This is a genomic window from Skermania sp. ID1734 (assembly GCF_007489285.1).
In the GTDB taxonomy this organism is placed as follows: Bacteria; Actinomycetota; Actinomycetes; order Mycobacteriales; family Mycobacteriaceae; genus ID1734.
This window is the reverse complement of record NZ_VLIY01000003.1, coordinates 138,811-154,722: the sequence shown is the minus strand read 5'-3', so window position 1 is coordinate 154,722 and position 15,912 is coordinate 138,811. Positions and strand designations below refer to the sequence as shown.

General features: G+C 68.5%; 19 protein-coding genes and 2 pseudogenes. 6 read left to right on the top strand and 15 right to left on the bottom strand.

What is annotated here, in order from left to right; genetic code table 11:
• Positions 1-42: 42 nt before the first annotated feature.
• The gene (locus FOS14_RS04745; protein ID WP_143769131.1) at positions 43-645 is read right to left on the bottom strand and encodes a TetR/AcrR family transcriptional regulator; all 603 of its coding nucleotides are present in this window, start codon (positions 643-645) and stop codon (positions 43-45) included.
• A gap of 76 nt (positions 646-721) precedes the next feature.
• On the opposite strand from FOS14_RS04745, the gene FOS14_RS04740 reads away from it, so the two are divergent.
• Positions 722-1,159, top strand: a complete 438-nt coding sequence (locus tag FOS14_RS04740; RefSeq protein ID WP_143769130.1) for a PaaI family thioesterase — start codon at positions 722-724, stop codon at positions 1,157-1,159.
• 7 nt (positions 1,160-1,166) lie between these two features.
• Here FOS14_RS04740 and FOS14_RS04735 read toward each other — a convergent pair whose 3' ends face one another.
• Positions 1,167-1,337, bottom strand: a complete 171-nt coding sequence (locus FOS14_RS04735; RefSeq protein WP_185981617.1) for a hypothetical protein — start codon at positions 1,335-1,337, stop codon at positions 1,167-1,169.
• On the bottom strand, positions 1,334-1,663 hold the full coding sequence (locus tag FOS14_RS04730) for a nucleotidyltransferase family protein (protein ID WP_143769129.1): 330 nt from the start codon (positions 1,661-1,663) through the stop codon (positions 1,334-1,336). The genes FOS14_RS04735 and FOS14_RS04730 overlap by 4 nt, the downstream gene beginning before the upstream one ends.
• 139 nt (positions 1,664-1,802) lie before the next feature.
• On the opposite strand from FOS14_RS04730, the gene FOS14_RS04725 reads away from it, so the two are divergent.
• Complete coding sequence (locus tag FOS14_RS04725; RefSeq protein WP_143769128.1) at positions 1,803-2,183, top strand: hypothetical protein; 381 nt, start codon at positions 1,803-1,805, stop codon at positions 2,181-2,183.
• A gap of 263 nt (positions 2,184-2,446) precedes the next feature.
• On the opposite strand, the gene FOS14_RS04720 is transcribed toward FOS14_RS04725, so the two are convergent.
• The gene (locus tag FOS14_RS04720) at positions 2,447-3,295 is read right to left on the bottom strand and encodes an FAD-dependent monooxygenase (RefSeq protein WP_143769127.1); all 849 of its coding nucleotides are present in this window, start codon (positions 3,293-3,295) and stop codon (positions 2,447-2,449) included.
• 76 nt (positions 3,296-3,371) lie between these two features.
• Between FOS14_RS04720 and FOS14_RS04715 the strand changes: the two genes are divergently transcribed.
• A complete protein-coding gene (locus tag FOS14_RS04715) occupies positions 3,372-3,593 on the top strand; it encodes a hypothetical protein (protein WP_143769126.1) in 222 nt (73 codons plus the stop codon).
• Here FOS14_RS04715 and FOS14_RS04710 read toward each other — a convergent pair.
• The 3 genes from FOS14_RS04710 to FOS14_RS04700 are packed head-to-tail and all read right to left on the bottom strand — an operon-like array spanning position 3,566 to position 6,686.
• On the bottom strand, positions 3,566-4,471 hold the full coding sequence (locus FOS14_RS04710) for an aldo/keto reductase (RefSeq protein WP_143769125.1): 906 nt from the start codon (positions 4,469-4,471) through the stop codon (positions 3,566-3,568). The genes FOS14_RS04715 and FOS14_RS04710 overlap by 28 nt on opposite strands.
• A gap of 53 nt (positions 4,472-4,524) precedes the next feature.
• A complete protein-coding gene (locus FOS14_RS04705; RefSeq protein WP_185981616.1) occupies positions 4,525-5,484 on the bottom strand; it encodes an aldo/keto reductase in 960 nt (319 codons plus the stop codon).
• Positions 5,481-6,686 carry an MFS transporter gene (locus tag FOS14_RS04700; RefSeq protein WP_221936659.1) on the bottom strand — a complete coding sequence of 402 codons (1,206 nt, stop codon included), beginning with the start codon at positions 6,684-6,686 and terminating at the stop codon, positions 5,481-5,483. Before FOS14_RS04700 ends, FOS14_RS04705 begins: the two co-directional genes overlap by 4 nt.
• Before the next feature lie 106 nt (positions 6,687-6,792).
• Here FOS14_RS04700 and FOS14_RS04695 point away from each other — a divergent pair, with 106 nt between their 5' ends.
• From FOS14_RS04695 to FOS14_RS04685, 3 genes and pseudogenes are all read left to right on the top strand, one after another.
• On the top strand, positions 6,793-7,449 hold the full coding sequence (locus FOS14_RS04695; protein WP_143769124.1) for a TetR/AcrR family transcriptional regulator: 657 nt from the start codon (positions 6,793-6,795) through the stop codon (positions 7,447-7,449).
• 16 nt (positions 7,450-7,465) lie between these two features.
• Positions 7,466-7,609 (top strand): annotated as a pseudogene (locus FOS14_RS25430) (abortive infection family protein); the annotation flags it as partial.
• Complete coding sequence (locus FOS14_RS04685; RefSeq protein ID WP_143769122.1) at positions 7,588-7,896, top strand: hypothetical protein; 309 nt, start codon at positions 7,588-7,590, stop codon at positions 7,894-7,896. The pseudogene FOS14_RS25430 and the gene FOS14_RS04685, both read left to right, overlap by 22 nt.
• Before the next feature lie 47 nt (positions 7,897-7,943).
• On the opposite strand, the gene mutM is transcribed toward FOS14_RS04685, so the two are convergent.
• The 8 genes and pseudogenes from mutM to FOS14_RS04645 all read right to left on the bottom strand — a co-directional run bounded on the left by mutM (position 7,944) and on the right by FOS14_RS04645 (position 15,865).
• Positions 7,944-8,795: a bifunctional DNA-formamidopyrimidine glycosylase/DNA-(apurinic or apyrimidinic site) lyase gene (mutM, locus tag FOS14_RS04680; protein WP_143769120.1), complete on the bottom strand. Its 852-nt coding sequence runs from the start codon at positions 8,793-8,795 to the stop codon at positions 7,944-7,946.
• A gap of 8 nt (positions 8,796-8,803) precedes the next feature.
• Complete coding sequence (gene rnc / locus FOS14_RS04675; protein WP_143769117.1) at positions 8,804-9,529, bottom strand: ribonuclease III; 726 nt, start codon at positions 9,527-9,529, stop codon at positions 8,804-8,806.
• 8 nt (positions 9,530-9,537) lie between these two features.
• Positions 9,538-9,720 carry a 50S ribosomal protein L32 gene (gene rpmF, locus FOS14_RS04670; protein WP_143769115.1) on the bottom strand — a complete coding sequence of 61 codons (183 nt, stop codon included), beginning with the start codon at positions 9,718-9,720 and terminating at the stop codon, positions 9,538-9,540.
• 1 nt (position 9,721) lies between these two features.
• Positions 9,722-10,339 (bottom strand): DUF177 domain-containing protein, encoded by a 618-nt coding sequence (locus tag FOS14_RS04665; protein WP_143769113.1) that lies wholly within the window; start codon positions 10,337-10,339, stop codon positions 9,722-9,724.
• A gap of 50 nt (positions 10,340-10,389) precedes the next feature.
• Positions 10,390-11,139 carry a DivIVA domain-containing protein gene (locus FOS14_RS04660; RefSeq protein WP_143769111.1) on the bottom strand — a complete coding sequence of 250 codons (750 nt, stop codon included), beginning with the start codon at positions 11,137-11,139 and terminating at the stop codon, positions 10,390-10,392.
• Positions 11,140-11,406: 267 nt separating this feature from the next.
• Positions 11,407-11,883, bottom strand: a pseudogene (gene coaD / locus FOS14_RS04655) (pantetheine-phosphate adenylyltransferase); the annotation flags it as partial.
• Positions 11,884-11,885: 2 nt separating this feature from the next.
• On the bottom strand, positions 11,886-12,452 hold the full coding sequence (rsmD, locus tag FOS14_RS04650) for a 16S rRNA (guanine(966)-N(2))-methyltransferase RsmD (protein ID WP_143769106.1): 567 nt from the start codon (positions 12,450-12,452) through the stop codon (positions 11,886-11,888).
• Positions 12,449-15,865, bottom strand: a complete 3,417-nt coding sequence (locus tag FOS14_RS04645) for a pyruvate carboxylase (protein WP_143769104.1) — start codon at positions 15,863-15,865, stop codon at positions 12,449-12,451. The genes rsmD and FOS14_RS04645 overlap by 4 nt, the downstream gene beginning before the upstream one ends.
• Positions 15,866-15,912: the final 47 nt, after the last annotated feature.

Below are 15,912 nucleotides of genomic sequence, written 5' to 3'. Positions count from 1 at the left end.
ATTGACGTTATAGCGCGAATCGGACGGCGGGAACAGTGAGTCTCACGAGCGCGAGAGTCGGCGCAGAATCTCGGCACGAACGGCGCCTATCAACCGGTCGGCGATATCGTCACCGATGAAGCCCTGCGCCCGCAGACTGAGGACGCCGTTCACCGAAGCCCACATCAGGAGTGCCTGTTCTTCTGCCTCTTGAGGCGGAAGTGAGGACGCCGCCACGATGTCCGCGGCCACGGCCGTGAGGATCGCGCGGATCTCGGCCCTTACCGCGCCGACGTAGTCGGAATCCGAGCCGTCGACGTCGGTGAGACCCAGCAGCCGAAACGCCAGTGGATTTGCCCGATGGAATCGCACGTATTCATCGAAGGCCGCGAGTTCCGACCGACCCTCGGGCTGGGCGAGGCGTGCCCGCATCTGCTCGGCGTGCGCGACCGCGAGTCGATGCGCGAGGGCCGCGTACACATCGGCCTTGCCGCCCGGGAAGTTCGCGTAGATGGAACTCAACGCCACGTCGGCTCGCTCGGCGAGGTCATCCACGGACGTTTGCCGGTATCCGCGCTCGGCGAAGAGCGACAACGCCGCGTCGAGCAAGGCATTTCGCGTCCGACGCCGCCGCCGGTCCGTCGGCTCGTCGAGCAGCGAACTCACGCAGGTAAACGTAGCAGAACCACGTTTTCATAGTCAATTATTGATTTCATAGTTTCACTACGTTTACGCTGAATGCATGACTGATACTGCTGAACTCTCTGTCCCCACCACCGGTTCCGAGGCCATCCAGGCGTTCCTGCCGCTCTCACCGTTCGTCGGCATCCTCGGAATCGAACTGGTCGACATGTCCGACGGCCGGGCCCGCCTCCGACTGCCCTACCGCGACGAACTCACCACTGTCGGCCAGATGGTGCACGGCGGCGTCTTGTCCGCCTGCATCGATATCGGCATCATGGCCGCGGCCTGGGCCGGGCCGCGACTGCCCGAAAAGTTGCGCGGCGTCACGGTTTCGATGTCGATCGACTATGTCGCGCCGGCGCAGGCCGAAGACGTGGAGATCATCGCCACCCGGTTACGTCAGGGCCGCCGCCTGATTCACTGCAGCGTCGAGTTGCGGGGCGCTCGCACCGGCGAGCTGATCGCGCAGGGCCTGGGGGCGTACCAGATCGGCTAGTACCTAGTTACCTGCGCGGCCCGATGGTGGCGTTGGCGATGATCTGCAAGTTGCGTTCGATCGCATCCTCGGCCATGTCCACAACGTCGCCATCACCGTCAAGAGCGGCGACATACCGACGGCACCGCTCTATGGCCACCAGAACATCAGCGATGCGCCGACCGGCGTCACGGCTCACAGCTCGACCGCGTCGCCAAGTGCCGAGGCCGAGATCGGGCGCTTGAGCAGCTGCACCGGGAACACGTCGATGTCGTCACGGCCGAACAGCGCACGCGTCTCCTCCATCAGCCCGGAGGCACGCATGAGGAGATTGCCGTCTTCCGGGTCCATCTCGACGAGAATGTCGATGTCGGAGTCGGAGTGCGCAGTGCCGCGAGCGACGGAGCCGAAAAGCTTCGGGTTGGTCGCACCGTACTTGACCAGCAATGCCTGAAACTCGTCCCGGCGCGCTTCGATCAGCGCGCGCAGCGCGAGCGTCTCCGGCGTCACGACGGTCCTCGGCATGTCTCCAGGGTACCGGCAACGCGCCTGGCGCAGCCGGACTCGGGAGCACGTCTCCATCTCATACAAGGGGCGCTACCTCATACAAGGGGCGCTACTCTGCTCGACTCCGCTGCCAAGGTGGCCGCATTATCCTTGATCGATGAACAACGTACGTGTCCTCCAGATCGGGATGGACCCGGCAGTGATCGACTTCTCGCCGTACCCCGGTCAAGACGCGGACCAGCTTCGCGCTCGCGTCAGCGCAGCCGAGGCGGAGCTGCGCGACGCCGGATTCGAGGTCATGATGTGCCAGGTGCCGGACGATCCCGACGCCGCGGAAGTTCGGATCCGCTCGTGCCTGGCAGAAACGGTGTTCGACGCGGTCGAGATCGGATCAGGACTGCGCACCTCTCACGAGTACACCGAGATCTTCGAACGCGCCGTCAACGCAGTGTCTGAGCTTCAACCAGGCATCCGGTTCTGCTTCAACGACTCGCCCGAGACCACGCTCGACGCAGTTCGTCGTGGGATCAAGCGCTGATCTTGACGACATCGACGCGGTCAGTTGCTCCAGCCGCTGCTCGTCAAGCTGTTCAACGTCCTTGCACGCCCCGACCTACCTGGACCTCATGTGCAGAGAATCGAGCCTCATGAAGCCCGCCTTGGACGCTCGCCCTGCAAGACGGAGTTCCGAGACCGAGACCCCCGCATGATCGCGGGGGCCTCGTCTCGTCCTGGGAAGGAGATGTCAGTGAGACGCCGACGGAGCCTCTGCTCAAGTCCTGCTCGTCCCGCGATCGGTGCTCACGCGGACCGGGAGAACGAGCTGCTGAAGCCCTTCCCGGACAGGACGAGGCTGCGCGCCGGGCCCAGCCGCTCGGCCTCGTGCGCGAGCAGAGCGCCGGGGACGCAGTCGGCGTCGACGTCGCGGAGGTGCCGGGCGAGTGCCTCGGCGTCGTCGAGGGAGGTGCCGAAGCCGCGGCCGGTCATCGGGGTGGGCACGTGCGCGGCGTCGCCGACGAGGAGCATGCGTCCGCAGGCGAGGTGCTCGGGGACGTACTCGGCGATCGGGGTGCCGACGAAGTCGGCGCGGGCCACGGAGTCGGCGATCGCGTCGCGCCACGGGCGCGGCCAGCGGCTGGCCGCTTCACGGGCGAGGCCGTCGCGCACGTCTGCATCGAGGTCGGTCGCGCGCAGCGAGTGGTGGGACACGCTCCCCCGCACGGCTCCGAGCCGACGGAAGAGGGCGTTGCGGGTGCCGTCGTACCAGGCCCATCCCAGTCGGCGCTCCCCCGGTTCGGTGGAGCCGTCGGCGCTGGCGAGGGGATAGCCGAGGAGCACGTGGTCGCCGCTGTCGCGAATGTCCAGGCCGCCGGGCCAGCGCCCGGCGAAGGACAGGTCGCGCTCCTGGGCGACGCCGAGCCAGAGCGCGTACCCGGCGAACTCGGCGTCGGGCCGGCCCGGGGCGACGGCGCGGCGCACGAGGCTGCGGTGGCCGTCCGCCCCGATCAGCAGGTCTGCGCCGAAGCGCCGGCCGTCGTCGGTGCGCGCCCACGCGCCGGCCTCGTCCTGCCCGACCTCGGCGACGCGGGCGCGGTGCAGCATCCGCATGCTCGGCTCGCTCTCGGCGGCGCGGCACAGGCCCTCGTACACGCCCGGCCCAGGTGGAGGGGACGTCCGCGCCGTAGCGCCCGTCGCGGGGCCCGGCCATGCGGACCGCGGCGCGGGCGTGGTCGGGGCCGAGGATGGTGCGCAGGTCGGCTTCCCGCACCACGAGGGACGCGCCGGAGGGCCGGTGGCGGTCGGCGCGCTCCAGGAGCGTCACGTCGTGGCATTGGCGGGCCAGCGCGATGCCCGCCATCAGCCCGGCCAGGGAGCCGCCGACGAGGAGGACGCGGAGCCGGCCAGCCTCGTGCTGGCCGGTCATGCGTCGGGGATCGTGATGTCGTAGCCGTCCGGCGCGACCCTCTCAGGGTCGGGGCCGCCGCGGACGCCGGTGTCGAGCGCGTCGACCGCGTCGAGCTCGTCGAGCTCGTCGTCCGAGAGCTCGAAGCCGAACACGTCGAAGTTCTCGGCGATCCGTCCCGGCCGGACGGACTTCGGGATCGCGGAGCGGCCCTGCTGCAGGTGCCAGCGCAGCATGACCTGCGCGGGCGTCCTGCCGTGGGACGCGGCGATCCGGCCGAGGATGGGGTCCTGCAGGGCGCTGCGGTGGCCGTTCTCCCAGCCCGGGTAGAAGGTGATGCCGCCGATCGGCGACCACGCCTGGGTCAGGATCCCGTGCTGAAGGTCGGCCCGTTGGACCTCGGGCTGCTGGAAGTAGGGGTGGACCTCGACCTGGTTGACCGCGGGCACGACCTGGACCGACTCGAGGAGCCGGTCCAGGTGGGCGGGCATGAAGTTGCTGACGCCGATCGCCCGCACCCGCCCGTCGGCGAGCAGGCCCTCCAGCACCCGGTACGCCTCGAGGGTCAGGTCGAACCGCGAGGGCACCGCGTGGTGCAGGAGCAGCAGGTCGATCCGGTCCGTGCCGAGCTTGCCGACCGCCTTGTCGAAGGCCCGCCGGGTCGCGTCGGTGCCGTAGTCGCTGATCCAGATCTTCGTCTCGACGAAGACCTCGTCGCGGTCCACTCCGGAGCGTCGGATCGCCTCTCCGACCTCGCGCTCGTTGCCGTAGGCGGCGGCGGTGTCCACGTGCCGGTACCCGGCCTCCAGCGCCGCCCGGACGGCGGCGACGGTCTGCTCGGGCGGGGACTGGAACACCCCGAGCCCGAGGGCGGGCATCTCGACGCCGTTGTTCAGGGTCAGGGCAGGGGCCGACTCGGTCATGCCTGCGATTCCTCTCTCGTCGTTCTGGTTCCCGTCTTGTGCGGACGGCGCGGTCAGTCGAAGCTCTCGTGGCCGTTGGCGCGGCCGCCGACGACCTCGATCGCGGCGGAGCGCTCGTCGATCTCGGCGACGTCCTCGGCGGTCAGCACCACCTCGGCGGCGGCGAGGTTCTCCTCCAGCCGGTGCAGCTTCTTGGTGCCGGGGATCGGGACGATCGCCGGGTCCTTGGCCAGCAGCCAGGCCAGGGCGACCTGCGCCGCGGTGGCGTCCCTCCGTTCGGCGATGCCGCGGACGAGGTCGACGACGGGCTGGTTGGCCGCCAGCGCCTCCGAGGTGAACCGGGGGAAGCCGGGGCGGAAGTCGTTCTCGCCGAACTGGCCGCTGGTGCTGACCTGGCCGGTGAGGAAGCCCTGGCCGAGCGGGCTCCACGGCACGAGCCCGATACCGAGCTCGGCGCAGGCGGGCAGGACCTCGGCCTCGACGTCGCGGGCCCAGATCGAGTACTCGCTCTGTACCGCCGCGACCGGCTGCACCGCGTGGGCGCGGCGGATCGTGGAGGCGGCGGCCTCGGACAGCCCGAAGTGCAGCACCTTGCCCTCCTCGATCAACTCCTTCACGGTGCCGGCCACGTCCTCGATCGGCACGTCCGGGTCGACCCGGTGCTGGTAGAGCACGTCGATCCGGTCGGTCCGCAGTCGGCGCAGGCTCTCCTCGGCGACCTGGCGGATGCGGTCGGGGCGGCTGTCCCGGCCGCCGAGGGCCCCGAACTTCGTCGCGATTACGACCCGGTCGCGGACCGGCTCGAGGGCCTCGCCGACGAGCTCCTCGTTGACGTAGGGGCCGTAGACCTCGGCGGTGTCGAACAGGGTCACCCCGCGCTCGACGGCGGCGCGCAGGAACGCGACGCCCTCCTCCCTGGTCGGGGCCGGGCCGTAGCCCGCGCTGAGGCCCATGCACCCCAGGCCGACCGCCGAGACGACGGGTCCGTTCGCTCCGAGCTGGCGTGTCTTCACGCGTTCTCTCCTTCGGTGGTGGTGGCGCGGCCGCGCAGCGCGGCCAGGACGTAGACGGCCCCGAGGGCCAGGACGACGGCGGCGGCGAGGACCGGGGCGACGACGCCGCGGGCATCGATGAAGCCGCCGCCGATCATCGCGCCGATCATCAGCGACCCCTGGATCGCGGTGACGAGGATGCCGCCGGCGGGCTCGGCGTGGTCGGGGTACTCGCGGGTGACCCAGGTCGACCAGCACACGCTGACCATCCCGAGGAAGAAGCCCCACACCGCGGTGCAGGCCATGGCCGCGACCGGCGACCCGCCGAGGACGAACAGCGCGACCAGCGACGCGGCCTGAGCCGCCGAGATCAGCGCCAGCGGCCCGCGCAGGCCCGAAGCCAGGAACCGCGGCACGACCACCGTGCCCAGCAGGCTGGTCGCGCCCAGCAGGAACAGGGTCAGCGACACCTCGTCGGTGCCCATCCCTGAGGTCTGCTCCAGGTATGGCCGGATGTAGGTCCGCAGGATCTGCCCGCCGCCGAACATCAGCATCACCCCGGCCATCCCCAGCACAAGGCCCGGCAGCCGCAGCGCGGCCCCGAGCCCAGCGCCCTTGCCCGCGCTCCGCGAGCGCATCGACGGCAGCGTGAAGAACTGCGCGACGAGGACGACCGCGGCGATGACGGTCAGCCCGACGAACACGCCGCGCCAGCCGACGATCCCGCCGAAGAACGCGCCCAGCGACGGGGCCGCGACCATCGCCACCGAGCCGCCGCCGAAGATGATCGCCAGCGCCTTCGGCACGTCGGCCGACGGCACCAGCCGCAGCGCCAGCGACGCGGACAGCCCCCAGACGCCGCCAACCGTCAGCCCGAGCACGAGCCGGGCCGCCAGCATGATGCCTGCATTCGGCGCGACCGCGACCACCAGGCTGGAGACCACCAGCGCACCCGAGAGCACCAGCAGCACCGGACGCCGGTCCAGCCTCCGGGTCACCGGGGCGATCAGCAGGCTGGTCGCGATCGCGCAGATTGCGGTGGCCGTCACCGACTGCCCGATCAGCCCCTCCGAGGCGTCCAGCCCCGCAGCCATCGGCGTCAGCAGGCTCGCGGGCAGCTGCTCGGCGGCGTTCAGCAGCGCCACCACCACCGCTAGTGTCCACACCGCCGCCCACGACGCCGTCTTCACTCCTGCCGGAACAGTCTGTGTCTGCTGGCTCACGCGGTTCCTTCCCATCGCATCAATCGGATGCGTCGCATCCACTTACCGCATCGATCGTACACGACAAACGGATATGGTGCATCCACTTATTTGGTAGAGTGGACCCATGGGAGAGACGACGCTGCGCATCGACGCCGAACGAAACCGCCAGCGACTGCTGCAGGCAGGCCGAGAGGTGTTCGCCGCGCGCGGCCTGGACGCCACCCTCAACGACGTGGCGCATCACGCCGGCGTCGGCGTCGGCACCGCCTACCGCCGCTTCCCCAACAAGGAAGCGCTCATCGACGCGATCTTCGAGCAGCAGGTCGTCGAGCTGGAGAGCATCCTCCACGAGGCCCTCGCCGAGCCCGACGCCTGGAAGGGCCTGGTCGACTACCTCGAACGTGCCCTGGCGATGCAGACCCGCGACCGGGCCACCGCCCAGATCCTCTCCGGCCGCCGCGTCACCCCCGAGCAGCACGACTGGTCACGCGACCGGCTCGCCCCCCTCGTCGACGCCCTCGCCGACCGCGCCCGCGAGCAGGGCGTCGTCCGACCCGGCGTCACCGGCACCGACCTGATCTTCGCCCAGATAGGGCTCACCGCCGTCGCGGCCACGATCTCCGACGGCGCGGGCGGCATCGACCGCGACGACGTCGACGACCTCTACCGCCGCTACCTGCGGATCACCCTCGACGGGCTTCGGCCCGTGCACGACGCCGAGCTCCCGGGGCCGCCGCTCACCACCGAGGAGACGCACCGCGTTCTGCAGCGGCGGAAGTGAAGGCCTTACCCCCAAATCGGTCGACGATGAGGACCGCGCGCTCCGCCAGGAACTGCAGTCGCTGATCACCCTCACCCAGAGCCTCGCCGGCCTCAGGAACAGCGTCAGCATCGACCACGGAACCGAGGAAGTGCCCAGATGGGTGCGTTCCCGGGGATGACGCCGCAGAAGCGCGAGGTCGTGTACGGGCACGTCGAAGCCCTGCTCACTCTGCGCAACCGGATCGCCCACCACGAGCCGATCCACTGCTTCCCGCTGGCCGATCTCCACGGCCGCATGCTGCTGGTGGTCGCGTGGATCGACCCGGGTATGTCGGGTTGGCTCTCCGGTCTCAGCCGGGTGCGTCGCTGCTCGCCGAACGACCACCTGCGCGGGATGCCGCGCCCGGAGCGGATACGGCCCGTGATCGAGTACGTCATGGGCGATCAGCGCATTCAGGTCGCCTGACGCCGAGGAGACCACCCGACTGTGGTCGCGTTGGCACGACTGCTCGGCTAGCGTTTTCGCTGGCAGCGTGGGCAAAAGTAGCTCGAGCGGTTCATGAACTTCTCCCGCCGAATCGCGGCGCCGCAGCGCAGGCACGGCTCATCGGCCCGACCGTAGACCGCGAGCGAGCGTTCGAAGTAGCCCGACTGTCCGTTGACGTTGACATACAGCGAGTCGAACGATGTGCCGCCAGCCGCGAGCGCCTCCCCCATCACCGCGTGCACATCGTTGAGCAGGGCGCGCAGCCGCGGCCGGGTCAGCGCATCGGCGCTGCGGCACCCGTGAATCTTCGCCCGCCACAACGCCTCGTCGGCATAAATGTTGCCGATGCCCGAGACCACCGTCTGATCGAGCAGCACCCGCTTGATCTCCGAATGCTTGCCCTTGATCCTCGACACGACATTTTCGGAGTCGAAGTGCGGATCGAGCGGATCGCGCGCGATGTGCGCGACCGGTTCGGGCACCGCGGTGCCACCGTCATCGATGAGCGGCGCGAGCGCCCAACCGCCGAATGTGCGCTGGTCGACGAACCGCAACTGCGTTCCGTTGTCCAGGGCAGCCACGATGTGCGCGTGCTTTTCCAGCGGAGCGTCGGGCGAGGAGACCAGCATCTGCCCGCTCATGCCCAGGTGCACCACCAGCGCCTCGTCGCCAGGATCGAGCACGAGCCACAGGTATTTTCCGCGACGGTCGGCCGCGAGTAACCGCCGTCCGGTCAACCGCCCGATCAGGTCGGTCGGCCCCTCGGCATGGCGGCGCACCGAACGCAGATGATGGACCCCGACCGCGCGCACGGTGGATCCGACAGCGTGTGCGGCCAGGCCACGACGTACTACCTCAACTTCGGGCAGCTCGGGCATGACCTTCGTCAGCCGTTGTCGGGCGACAACACGGTCCAGGCCGCGCCGGCAGCCTTCTGCTCCGCCTCTTTCTTGGACCGGCCGATGCCCGTGCCGAGCGCCTCCCCACCGACGATCACGGTGGCGGTGAATTCCTTGTCATGGTCCGGACCGGTCGAGGTGATCTCGTAGGCGGGCACGCCAATACCGCGTTCGGCGGTCAGTTCCTGCAGGCTGGTCTTCCAGTCGAGGCCGGCGCCCATCTTCGGTGCGCGCTCGAGCAGATCCGCGAACAAATCCAGCACCACCTGGCGGGCCACCTCGATGCCGTGTTGCAGATGGATGGCGCCGAGCAGCGACTCCATGCCGTCGGCGAGAATGCTCGGCTTGTCGCGGCCGCCGGTCAGCTCCTCGCCCTTACCGAGCAGCAGATGCGCGCCCAGTCCGCCCGCACCGAGACCGCGCGCCACCTCAGCGAGCGCGTGCATGTTGACGACGCTGGCCCGCAGCTTCGCCAGCTCCCCCTCGGACTTTTCCGGATGCGCCAGATACAGCTGCTCGGTGATGCTCAAACCCAGCACCGAATCGCCCAGAAACTCCAGGCGCTCGTTGGTGGGCAGCCCGCCGTTCTCGTAGGCGTAGCTGCGGTGGGTGAGCGCCAGCGTCAACAGCCCGGGTTCGAGCTGCACCCCCAGAGCGTCGAGCAGGTCTTCGCGGTCACTCGTCCGCTCGTCGTTGTCGGCCACAGGTTGCACCCGGGCCGCTAAACGGCAGCGGTGACCTGTCGACCCTTGTAGGTGCCACAACTCGGGCACGCGGTGTGCGGCAGCGTCTTCTCGCCGCAGCCGCGGTTCGGGCAGGTGATCAGCGTCGGCGCGGTGGCCTTCCACTGGCTACGCCGCGAGCGGGTGTTCGAACGCGACATCCTGCGCTTGGGAACGGCCACTTTACGTCTCCTCAGCTTCTACGGAACGAGTCTTTTCCTGCGAAAGTTCGCCGCCGGGGTGCCCGAACTTGTCAGCGAGCCCAGCCCAGCGAGGATCAAGTATCTCATGACGGTGCTCAGAACCGGCAATCGCCAGGCGAACGCCACATTCTGCGCACAATCCCGGGCAATCCGAACTGCACAGCGGCGACAACGGCAACGCCAGGCCGACGGCGTCGATGATCAGCGGCTCGAGGTCGATGTGCTCGTCATTGCTGACGTGGTACACCTCCCCCTCTTCGGTGGTGGCTTCCGTGGTGCTGTCCGGGTAGGCAAACAACTCGGTCAGCTCCAGCCGAACCCGATCGTCGAAATCTTCGAGGCAGCGAGCGCACTCACCGCGAGTCTGCGCAGCAACCGAACCGGTCACCAAAACGCCTTCGGACACCGCCTGCAGCGTCAGGTCGAGCTCGATCGGCGTGCCCGCTTCAATCGCGATCAGATCCAAACCGATCCGCGCCGGCGCGGCGACGGTGCGCGACAGCGATCGCATGGTGCCGGGCCGACGGCCCACTCTGCGCGTGTCGACCACGAAGTCGGAATCGGTCAGCCGGTGCCGGTGCGTGGAACTGGCGGACATGACACATCTCCGGATGTTTGGTGGCTGATGGACAACCACCCCACAATACGCTAGCGACGGTAATCGGCGGCCGCGTAATCCGGGATACCCGAGCCCGTGCGCAGCTGCTGACGCCCGCGACCGACCGAGCGGATCGTGTTCGACAACAGCTCCTCGAACTCCGCGAGCTTCGAGTCGACGTAGTGGTCACAATCCGCCCGCAGCCGGTCGGACTCGGCATGCGCGGCGTCGATGACACGGGCGGATTCGGCGTGCGCGGCCTGCACAACCTCGGTATGCGAGACCAAGCGCTCCTGCTCGGCCCGGCCTTCGGCGACGGAACGCTCGTAGGACGCTTTACCGGACTCGACCATCCGGTCGGCCTCGTCCCGCGCGCGCGAGGTGACCGAGTCGTATTCGCGGTTGGCCGCGGCGATGGTCTGTTCCGCCTGAGCTTCCGCGTCGGCGACCAGCTGATCAGCATGGCTGCGGGCCTCGGCCACCATCCGGTCCGCCTGGGCCTTGGCATCGGCGAGGATGCGATCGGCGTCCTCGCGGGACTCGGAGATGGTCCGATCGGCCTGGTCATTGGCCGAGGTAACGGTGTGCTCGGCGTTGGCGCGCGCATCACCGATCAGCTTGTCGCGATGATCCAGCACATCTTGGGCATCGTCGAGCTCCGGCGGCAGCGCCTCGCGGACGTCGTCGAGCAGATCCAGCACGTCACCACGCGGCACCACACAACTGCGGGTAGGTGGAATTCCCCGCGCCTCTTCGACGATCGCTACCAACTCGTCGAGCGCCTCGAATACCCGGTACACGCTAGAAACCCCAATCGTTGACCGCACGTTCCGCTTCCAGTGTGCCCCGGCCGATCCGGGTGTGCGTCGGTGGGCGGGCCGGTGTGTCGGTCTCGATCAGGTGAACTAGGAACCGGACGGGCGCTCGACTGAGCTGGACGGGCGCTCGACTGAGCCGCCGGACGGCCGCTCGACTGAGCCGCCGGACGGCCGCTCGACTGAGCCGCCGGACGGCCGCTCGACTGAGCCGCCGGACGGCCGCTCGACTGAGCCGTCTGCCGAGCGCTCCCGCTCGGCGATACGTGCCAGCAGCCGCTTGTGCACCTCGGGCGGCAGCATTCCGGTGACGTCGCCGCCGAACGTCGCCACCTCTTTGACCAGCGAACTCGACAGATAGCTGTAGGTGGGATTGGTGGCGATGAACAGGGTGTCCACGCCGGAGAGTTTTTGGTTCATCTGCGCCATCTGCAGCTCGTAGTCGAAGTCGTTGGCGCCGCGCAGACCCTTCACGATCGCTGTCATGCCCTGGGCACGGGCGAAGTCGACCAGCAGTCCCTGCCACGCCTCGACGCGGACGTTGGGCAGGTCACGGGTGGCGTCGCGCAGCATCTCGATGCGCTCGTCGATGCTGAACAGTCCCCGCTTTGCCTGGTTGACCATGACCGTCACGATGATCTGGTCGAATTGCGCCGCCGCTCGCGTGATGACATCGAGGTGACCGTTGGTGACGGGGTCGAACGATCCGGGGCAGACGGCGCCAGTCATTCTCAAACCGTAGCAGTGCAGACGATGGCCATTTCCAGCTTGGTTTCGCCGTATCGACGGACCTTCAGCGCTGTGTAGCCCGCCGGCCACACCAGCGCCGGCGACCGCGTCGCACGTTCGGCCACCACCAACGAACCCGCCCGCACCCACGCGTTCTCGCCCAGCAGCGCCAGGTCTGTCGCCACCGTCGCCGAATCGACGTCATAGGGCGGGTCGGAGAACACGACGTCGTAGGTCTGCGTCGGCGCAGCAGCCAGCACCATGCCGACCGAGCCGATCCGGATCTCGGCGCCCGGAAGGCCGATCTCGGCGATGTTTCGTTCGGCGACCGCGGCCGCCCGCCGATCCGACTCGACCAGCAGCGCATGCGCGGCACCACGCGAGATCGCCTCAAGCCCCAACGCGCCCGAGCCGGCATAGAGATCGAGCACCCGCGCGCCCTCGAGGTCGATGCGGGCATCGAGGATGTTGAACAGCGCCTCACGCACCCGGTCCGAGGTGGGCCGCGTCCCGGCGGGCGGCACTCGCAACCGCCGCCCGCCCGCGACGCCACCGATGATCCGGGTCATTCGGGGCTGGTTTCCTCCCCTGCTGTCACGACGGCGAGCAGGTCGCCGCCTTCGACTTGGGCGATTTTGGAGATGGCCAGGCGCGCGACGGTACCGCTGCGGGGTGCGGTGATGGCGGCTTCCATTTTCATGGCTTCGATGGTGGCGATGGTGTCGCCGGCGGCGATGTGGTCGCCTTCGCTGATGGCGAGGGTGACCACGCCGGCGAACGGTGCCGGGATGTGGCTGGGGTTGTTCTTGTCGGCTTTTTCGGCGGCGGGGATTTCGCTGGCGATGGAGCGGTCGCGTACCGACACCGGCCGCAGTTGGCCGTTGAGGATGCACATGACGGTGCGCATGCCGCGTTCGTCGGGTTCGGAGATCGCTTCGAGCCCGATGAGCAACTCCACCCCGGGTCCGAGTTTGACGCGGTGTTCCTCACCGTGGCGCAAGCCGTAGAAGAACTGGTTGGCCGACAGTGTGGAGGTGTTGCCGTACTTTTCCCGGTGCGCGAGAAACTCTTTGGTCGGTCCGGGGAACAGCAGCCGGTTCAGCGTGGCCCGCCGCTGCAGCGACGTCCCGTCCAGCGCGGCCGAATCCTGCGGCGAGAGCGGGGTTTCCGGCTTCGCCGGACCACGGCCCTCCAATGCTTTGCTGCGGAACGGCTCGGGCCAGCCGCCGGCCGGGGTGCCCAACTCGCCACGCAGGAACCCGATGACCGAGTCGGGAATGTCGAATTTTTGCGGCTCAGCGGCGAATTCACTGACATCGGCGCCGCTGCCCACCAGTGACAGCGCGAGGTCACCGACCACCTTCGACGACGGGGTCACCTTGACCAGCCGACCCAGCAACCGGTCCGCCGCAGCGTATTTCGCTTCCACTTCCTCGAAGCGGTCCCCCAGGCCCAGGGCGATGGCCTGCTGGCGCAAGTTCGACAACTGCCCGCCGGGGATTTCGTGGGTGTAGACCCGACCGGTGGGGCTGACCAGCCCCGACGGCGCCACATCGAAGGGCGCGTAGACCTTGCGCAGCGCCTCCCAATACGGTTCGAGATCGCACACCGCGGCCAGGTCCAGCCCGGTGTCACGGTCGGTGTGCGCGGTCGCGGCCACGATCGCCGACAGCGGGGGCTGGCTGGTGGTGCCGGCCATCGGCGCGCTCGCGCCGTCCACAGCGTCGGCGCCGGCGCTCCAGCACGCCAGGTAGGTGGCCAACTGCCCGCCGGGGGTGTCGTGGGTGTGCACGTGCACGGGCAGGTCGAAGTTCTCTCGCAGCGCGCTGACCAGTGTGGTTGCCGCTGGGGCGCGCAGCAGCCCGGCCATGTCCTTGATGGCCAGCACGTGCGCCCCGGCATCGACGATCTGCTCGGCCAGCTTCAGGTAGTAGTCGAGGGTGTAGATGTTCTCGTTCGGGTTCGACAGGTCACCGGTGTAGCTCATCGCCACCTCGGCGATCGCGGTGCCGGTTTCGCGCACGGCGTCGATGGCCGGGCGCATCTGATCGACGTTGTTGAGGGCGTCGAAGATCCGGAAGATGTCAATACCGGTGTCGGTGGCCTCTTTCACGAACGCGCGGGTGACCGCCTCCGGATACGGCGTGTAGCCGACGGTGTTGCGTCCGCGCAGCAGCATCTGCAGGCAAATGTTCGGGATGGCCTCCCGCAGCGCGGCTAGGCGCTCCCACGGGTCCTCGTGCAAAAACCGCAGCGCCACATCGTAGGTCGCCCCGCCCCAGCACTCGATCGACAACAATTGCGGCGTCACCCGGGCGACGTGACCGGCCACCCCCAACAGCCCGGTGGTGCGTACCCGGGTGGCCAGCAACGACTGGTGTGCATCGCGGAACGTCGTGTCGGTCACCCCCAATGCTTTCTGTTCCCGCAACGCCCGCGCGAAACCCTCCGGGCCCAACTCCAGCAGTCGCTGCCGCGACCCCGGCGGTGGCGGCACCGACAGGTCGATGTGGGGCAGCTTGTCGTGCGGATACACCGTCGACGGGCGCTCACCGTGCGGCTTGTTCACCGTGACATCGGCCAGATAGTTCAGGATCTTCGTGCCCCGGTCCCCGGAGGTGCGCAGCGTCAACAGCTGCGGGCGCTCTTCGATGAACGACGTGGTCACCCGCCCGGCCCGGAAATCCGGGTCGTCCAAAACCGCTTGCAGGAACGGGATATTGGTGGCCACCCCGCGAATGCGGAACTCCGCGGTCGCCCGCCGTGCGCGGCGCACCGCGGTCGGGAAATCCCGGCCCCGACAGGTCAGCTTCACCAGCATCGAATCGAAATGCGCACCCACCTCCGCACCCAAGGTGGCCCCGCCGTCCAGGCGCACCCCGGCCCCACCGGGGGTGCGGTAGGCGGTGATGCGGCCGGTGTCGGGCCGGAACCCGTTGGCCGGGTCCTCGGTGGTGATCCGGCACTGCAGCGCCGCACCCCGCAACACGATCGATTCCTGGCTCAACCCCAGATCGGCCAGCGACTCCCCGGCGGCGATGCGCATCTGCGAACCCACCAGATCCACGTCGGTGACCTCCTCGGTCACCGTGTGCTCCACCTGGATCCGCGGGTTCATCTCGATGAACACGTGGTTGCCGCGGGTGTCCAACAAGAACTCCACCGTGCCCGCGCACGTGTAACCGATCTGCCGGGCAAACGCCACCGCATCCGCGCAAATCCGTTCCCGCAACGCCGGATCCAGGTTCGGCGCCGGTGCCAGCTCGATCACCTTCTGATGCCGGCGCTGCACCGAACAATCCCGCTCGAACAAATGGATGACATTGCCCTGCGTGTCGGCAAGGATCTGCACCTCGATATGGCGCGGGTCCACCACCGCCTGCTCCAGAAACACCGTCGGATCACCGAACGCCGACTCCGCCTCGCGCGAGGCCGCCTCGATCGACTCCCGCAACAACTCCGGCTCGGCCACCCGGCGCATTCCGCGACCACCACCACCGGCCACGGCCTTGACGAACACCGGGAACTCCATGTTCTCCGCGGCCGCCAGCAACTCCTCCACATCCGCCGACGGCGCCGACGAATTCAACACCGGCAGACCCGCCGCCCGCGCCGCCGCGATGGCCCGGGCCTTGTTCCCGGTCAACTCCAGCACTTCCGCGGACGGGCCGATGAAGGTGATCCCGGCCTCCGCGCACGCCGCCGCCAGATCCGGGTTCTCCGACAAGAACCCGTACCCGGGATACACGGCATCCGCACCGGCCTGGCGCGCCGCCGAAATGATCTCGTCCACCGACAGATACGCCCGTACCGGATGGCCCTTTTCACCGATCTGATAAGCCTCGTCAGCCTTCAGCCGATGCACCGAATTGCGATCCTCATAAGGAAATACCGCCACCGTCGCAGCGCCGAGTTCGTATGCGGCACGAAACGCACGAATAGCGATTTCACCGCGGTTAGCCACCAGAACTTTGGAGAACATTGGCTAAACGTACCGGTGATTCAGCCCACGTTGAGCACCCAGTCCCC

Coding starts and splice junctions, on each gene's coding strand:
- FOS14_RS04730 (WP_143769129.1), bottom strand. CDS start 1,663: ATGCCGAGGACCGTCGTGACGCCGGAGACGCTCGCGCTGCGCGCGCTG.
- FOS14_RS04710 (WP_143769125.1), bottom strand. CDS start 4,471: ATGACCGAGTCGGCCCCTGCCCTGACCCTGAACAACGGCGTCGAGATG.
- FOS14_RS04725 (WP_143769128.1), top strand. CDS start 1,803: ATGAACAACGTACGTGTCCTCCAGATCGGGATGGACCCGGCAGTGATC.
- FOS14_RS04685 (WP_143769122.1), top strand. CDS start 7,588: ATGGGTGCGTTCCCGGGGATGACGCCGCAGAAGCGCGAGGTCGTGTAC.
- mutM (WP_143769120.1), bottom strand. CDS start 8,795: ATGCCCGAGCTGCCCGAAGTTGAGGTAGTACGTCGTGGCCTGGCCGCA.
- rsmD (WP_143769106.1), bottom strand. CDS start 12,452: ATGACCCGGATCATCGGTGGCGTCGCGGGCGGGCGGCGGTTGCGAGTG.
- FOS14_RS04645 (WP_143769104.1), bottom strand. CDS start 15,865: ATGTTCTCCAAAGTTCTGGTGGCTAACCGCGGTGAAATCGCTATTCGT.
- FOS14_RS04665 (WP_143769113.1), bottom strand. CDS start 10,339: ATGTCCGCCAGTTCCACGCACCGGCACCGGCTGACCGATTCCGACTTC.
- FOS14_RS04740 (WP_143769130.1), top strand. CDS start 722: ATGACTGATACTGCTGAACTCTCTGTCCCCACCACCGGTTCCGAGGCC.
- FOS14_RS04695 (WP_143769124.1), top strand. CDS start 6,793: ATGGGAGAGACGACGCTGCGCATCGACGCCGAACGAAACCGCCAGCGA.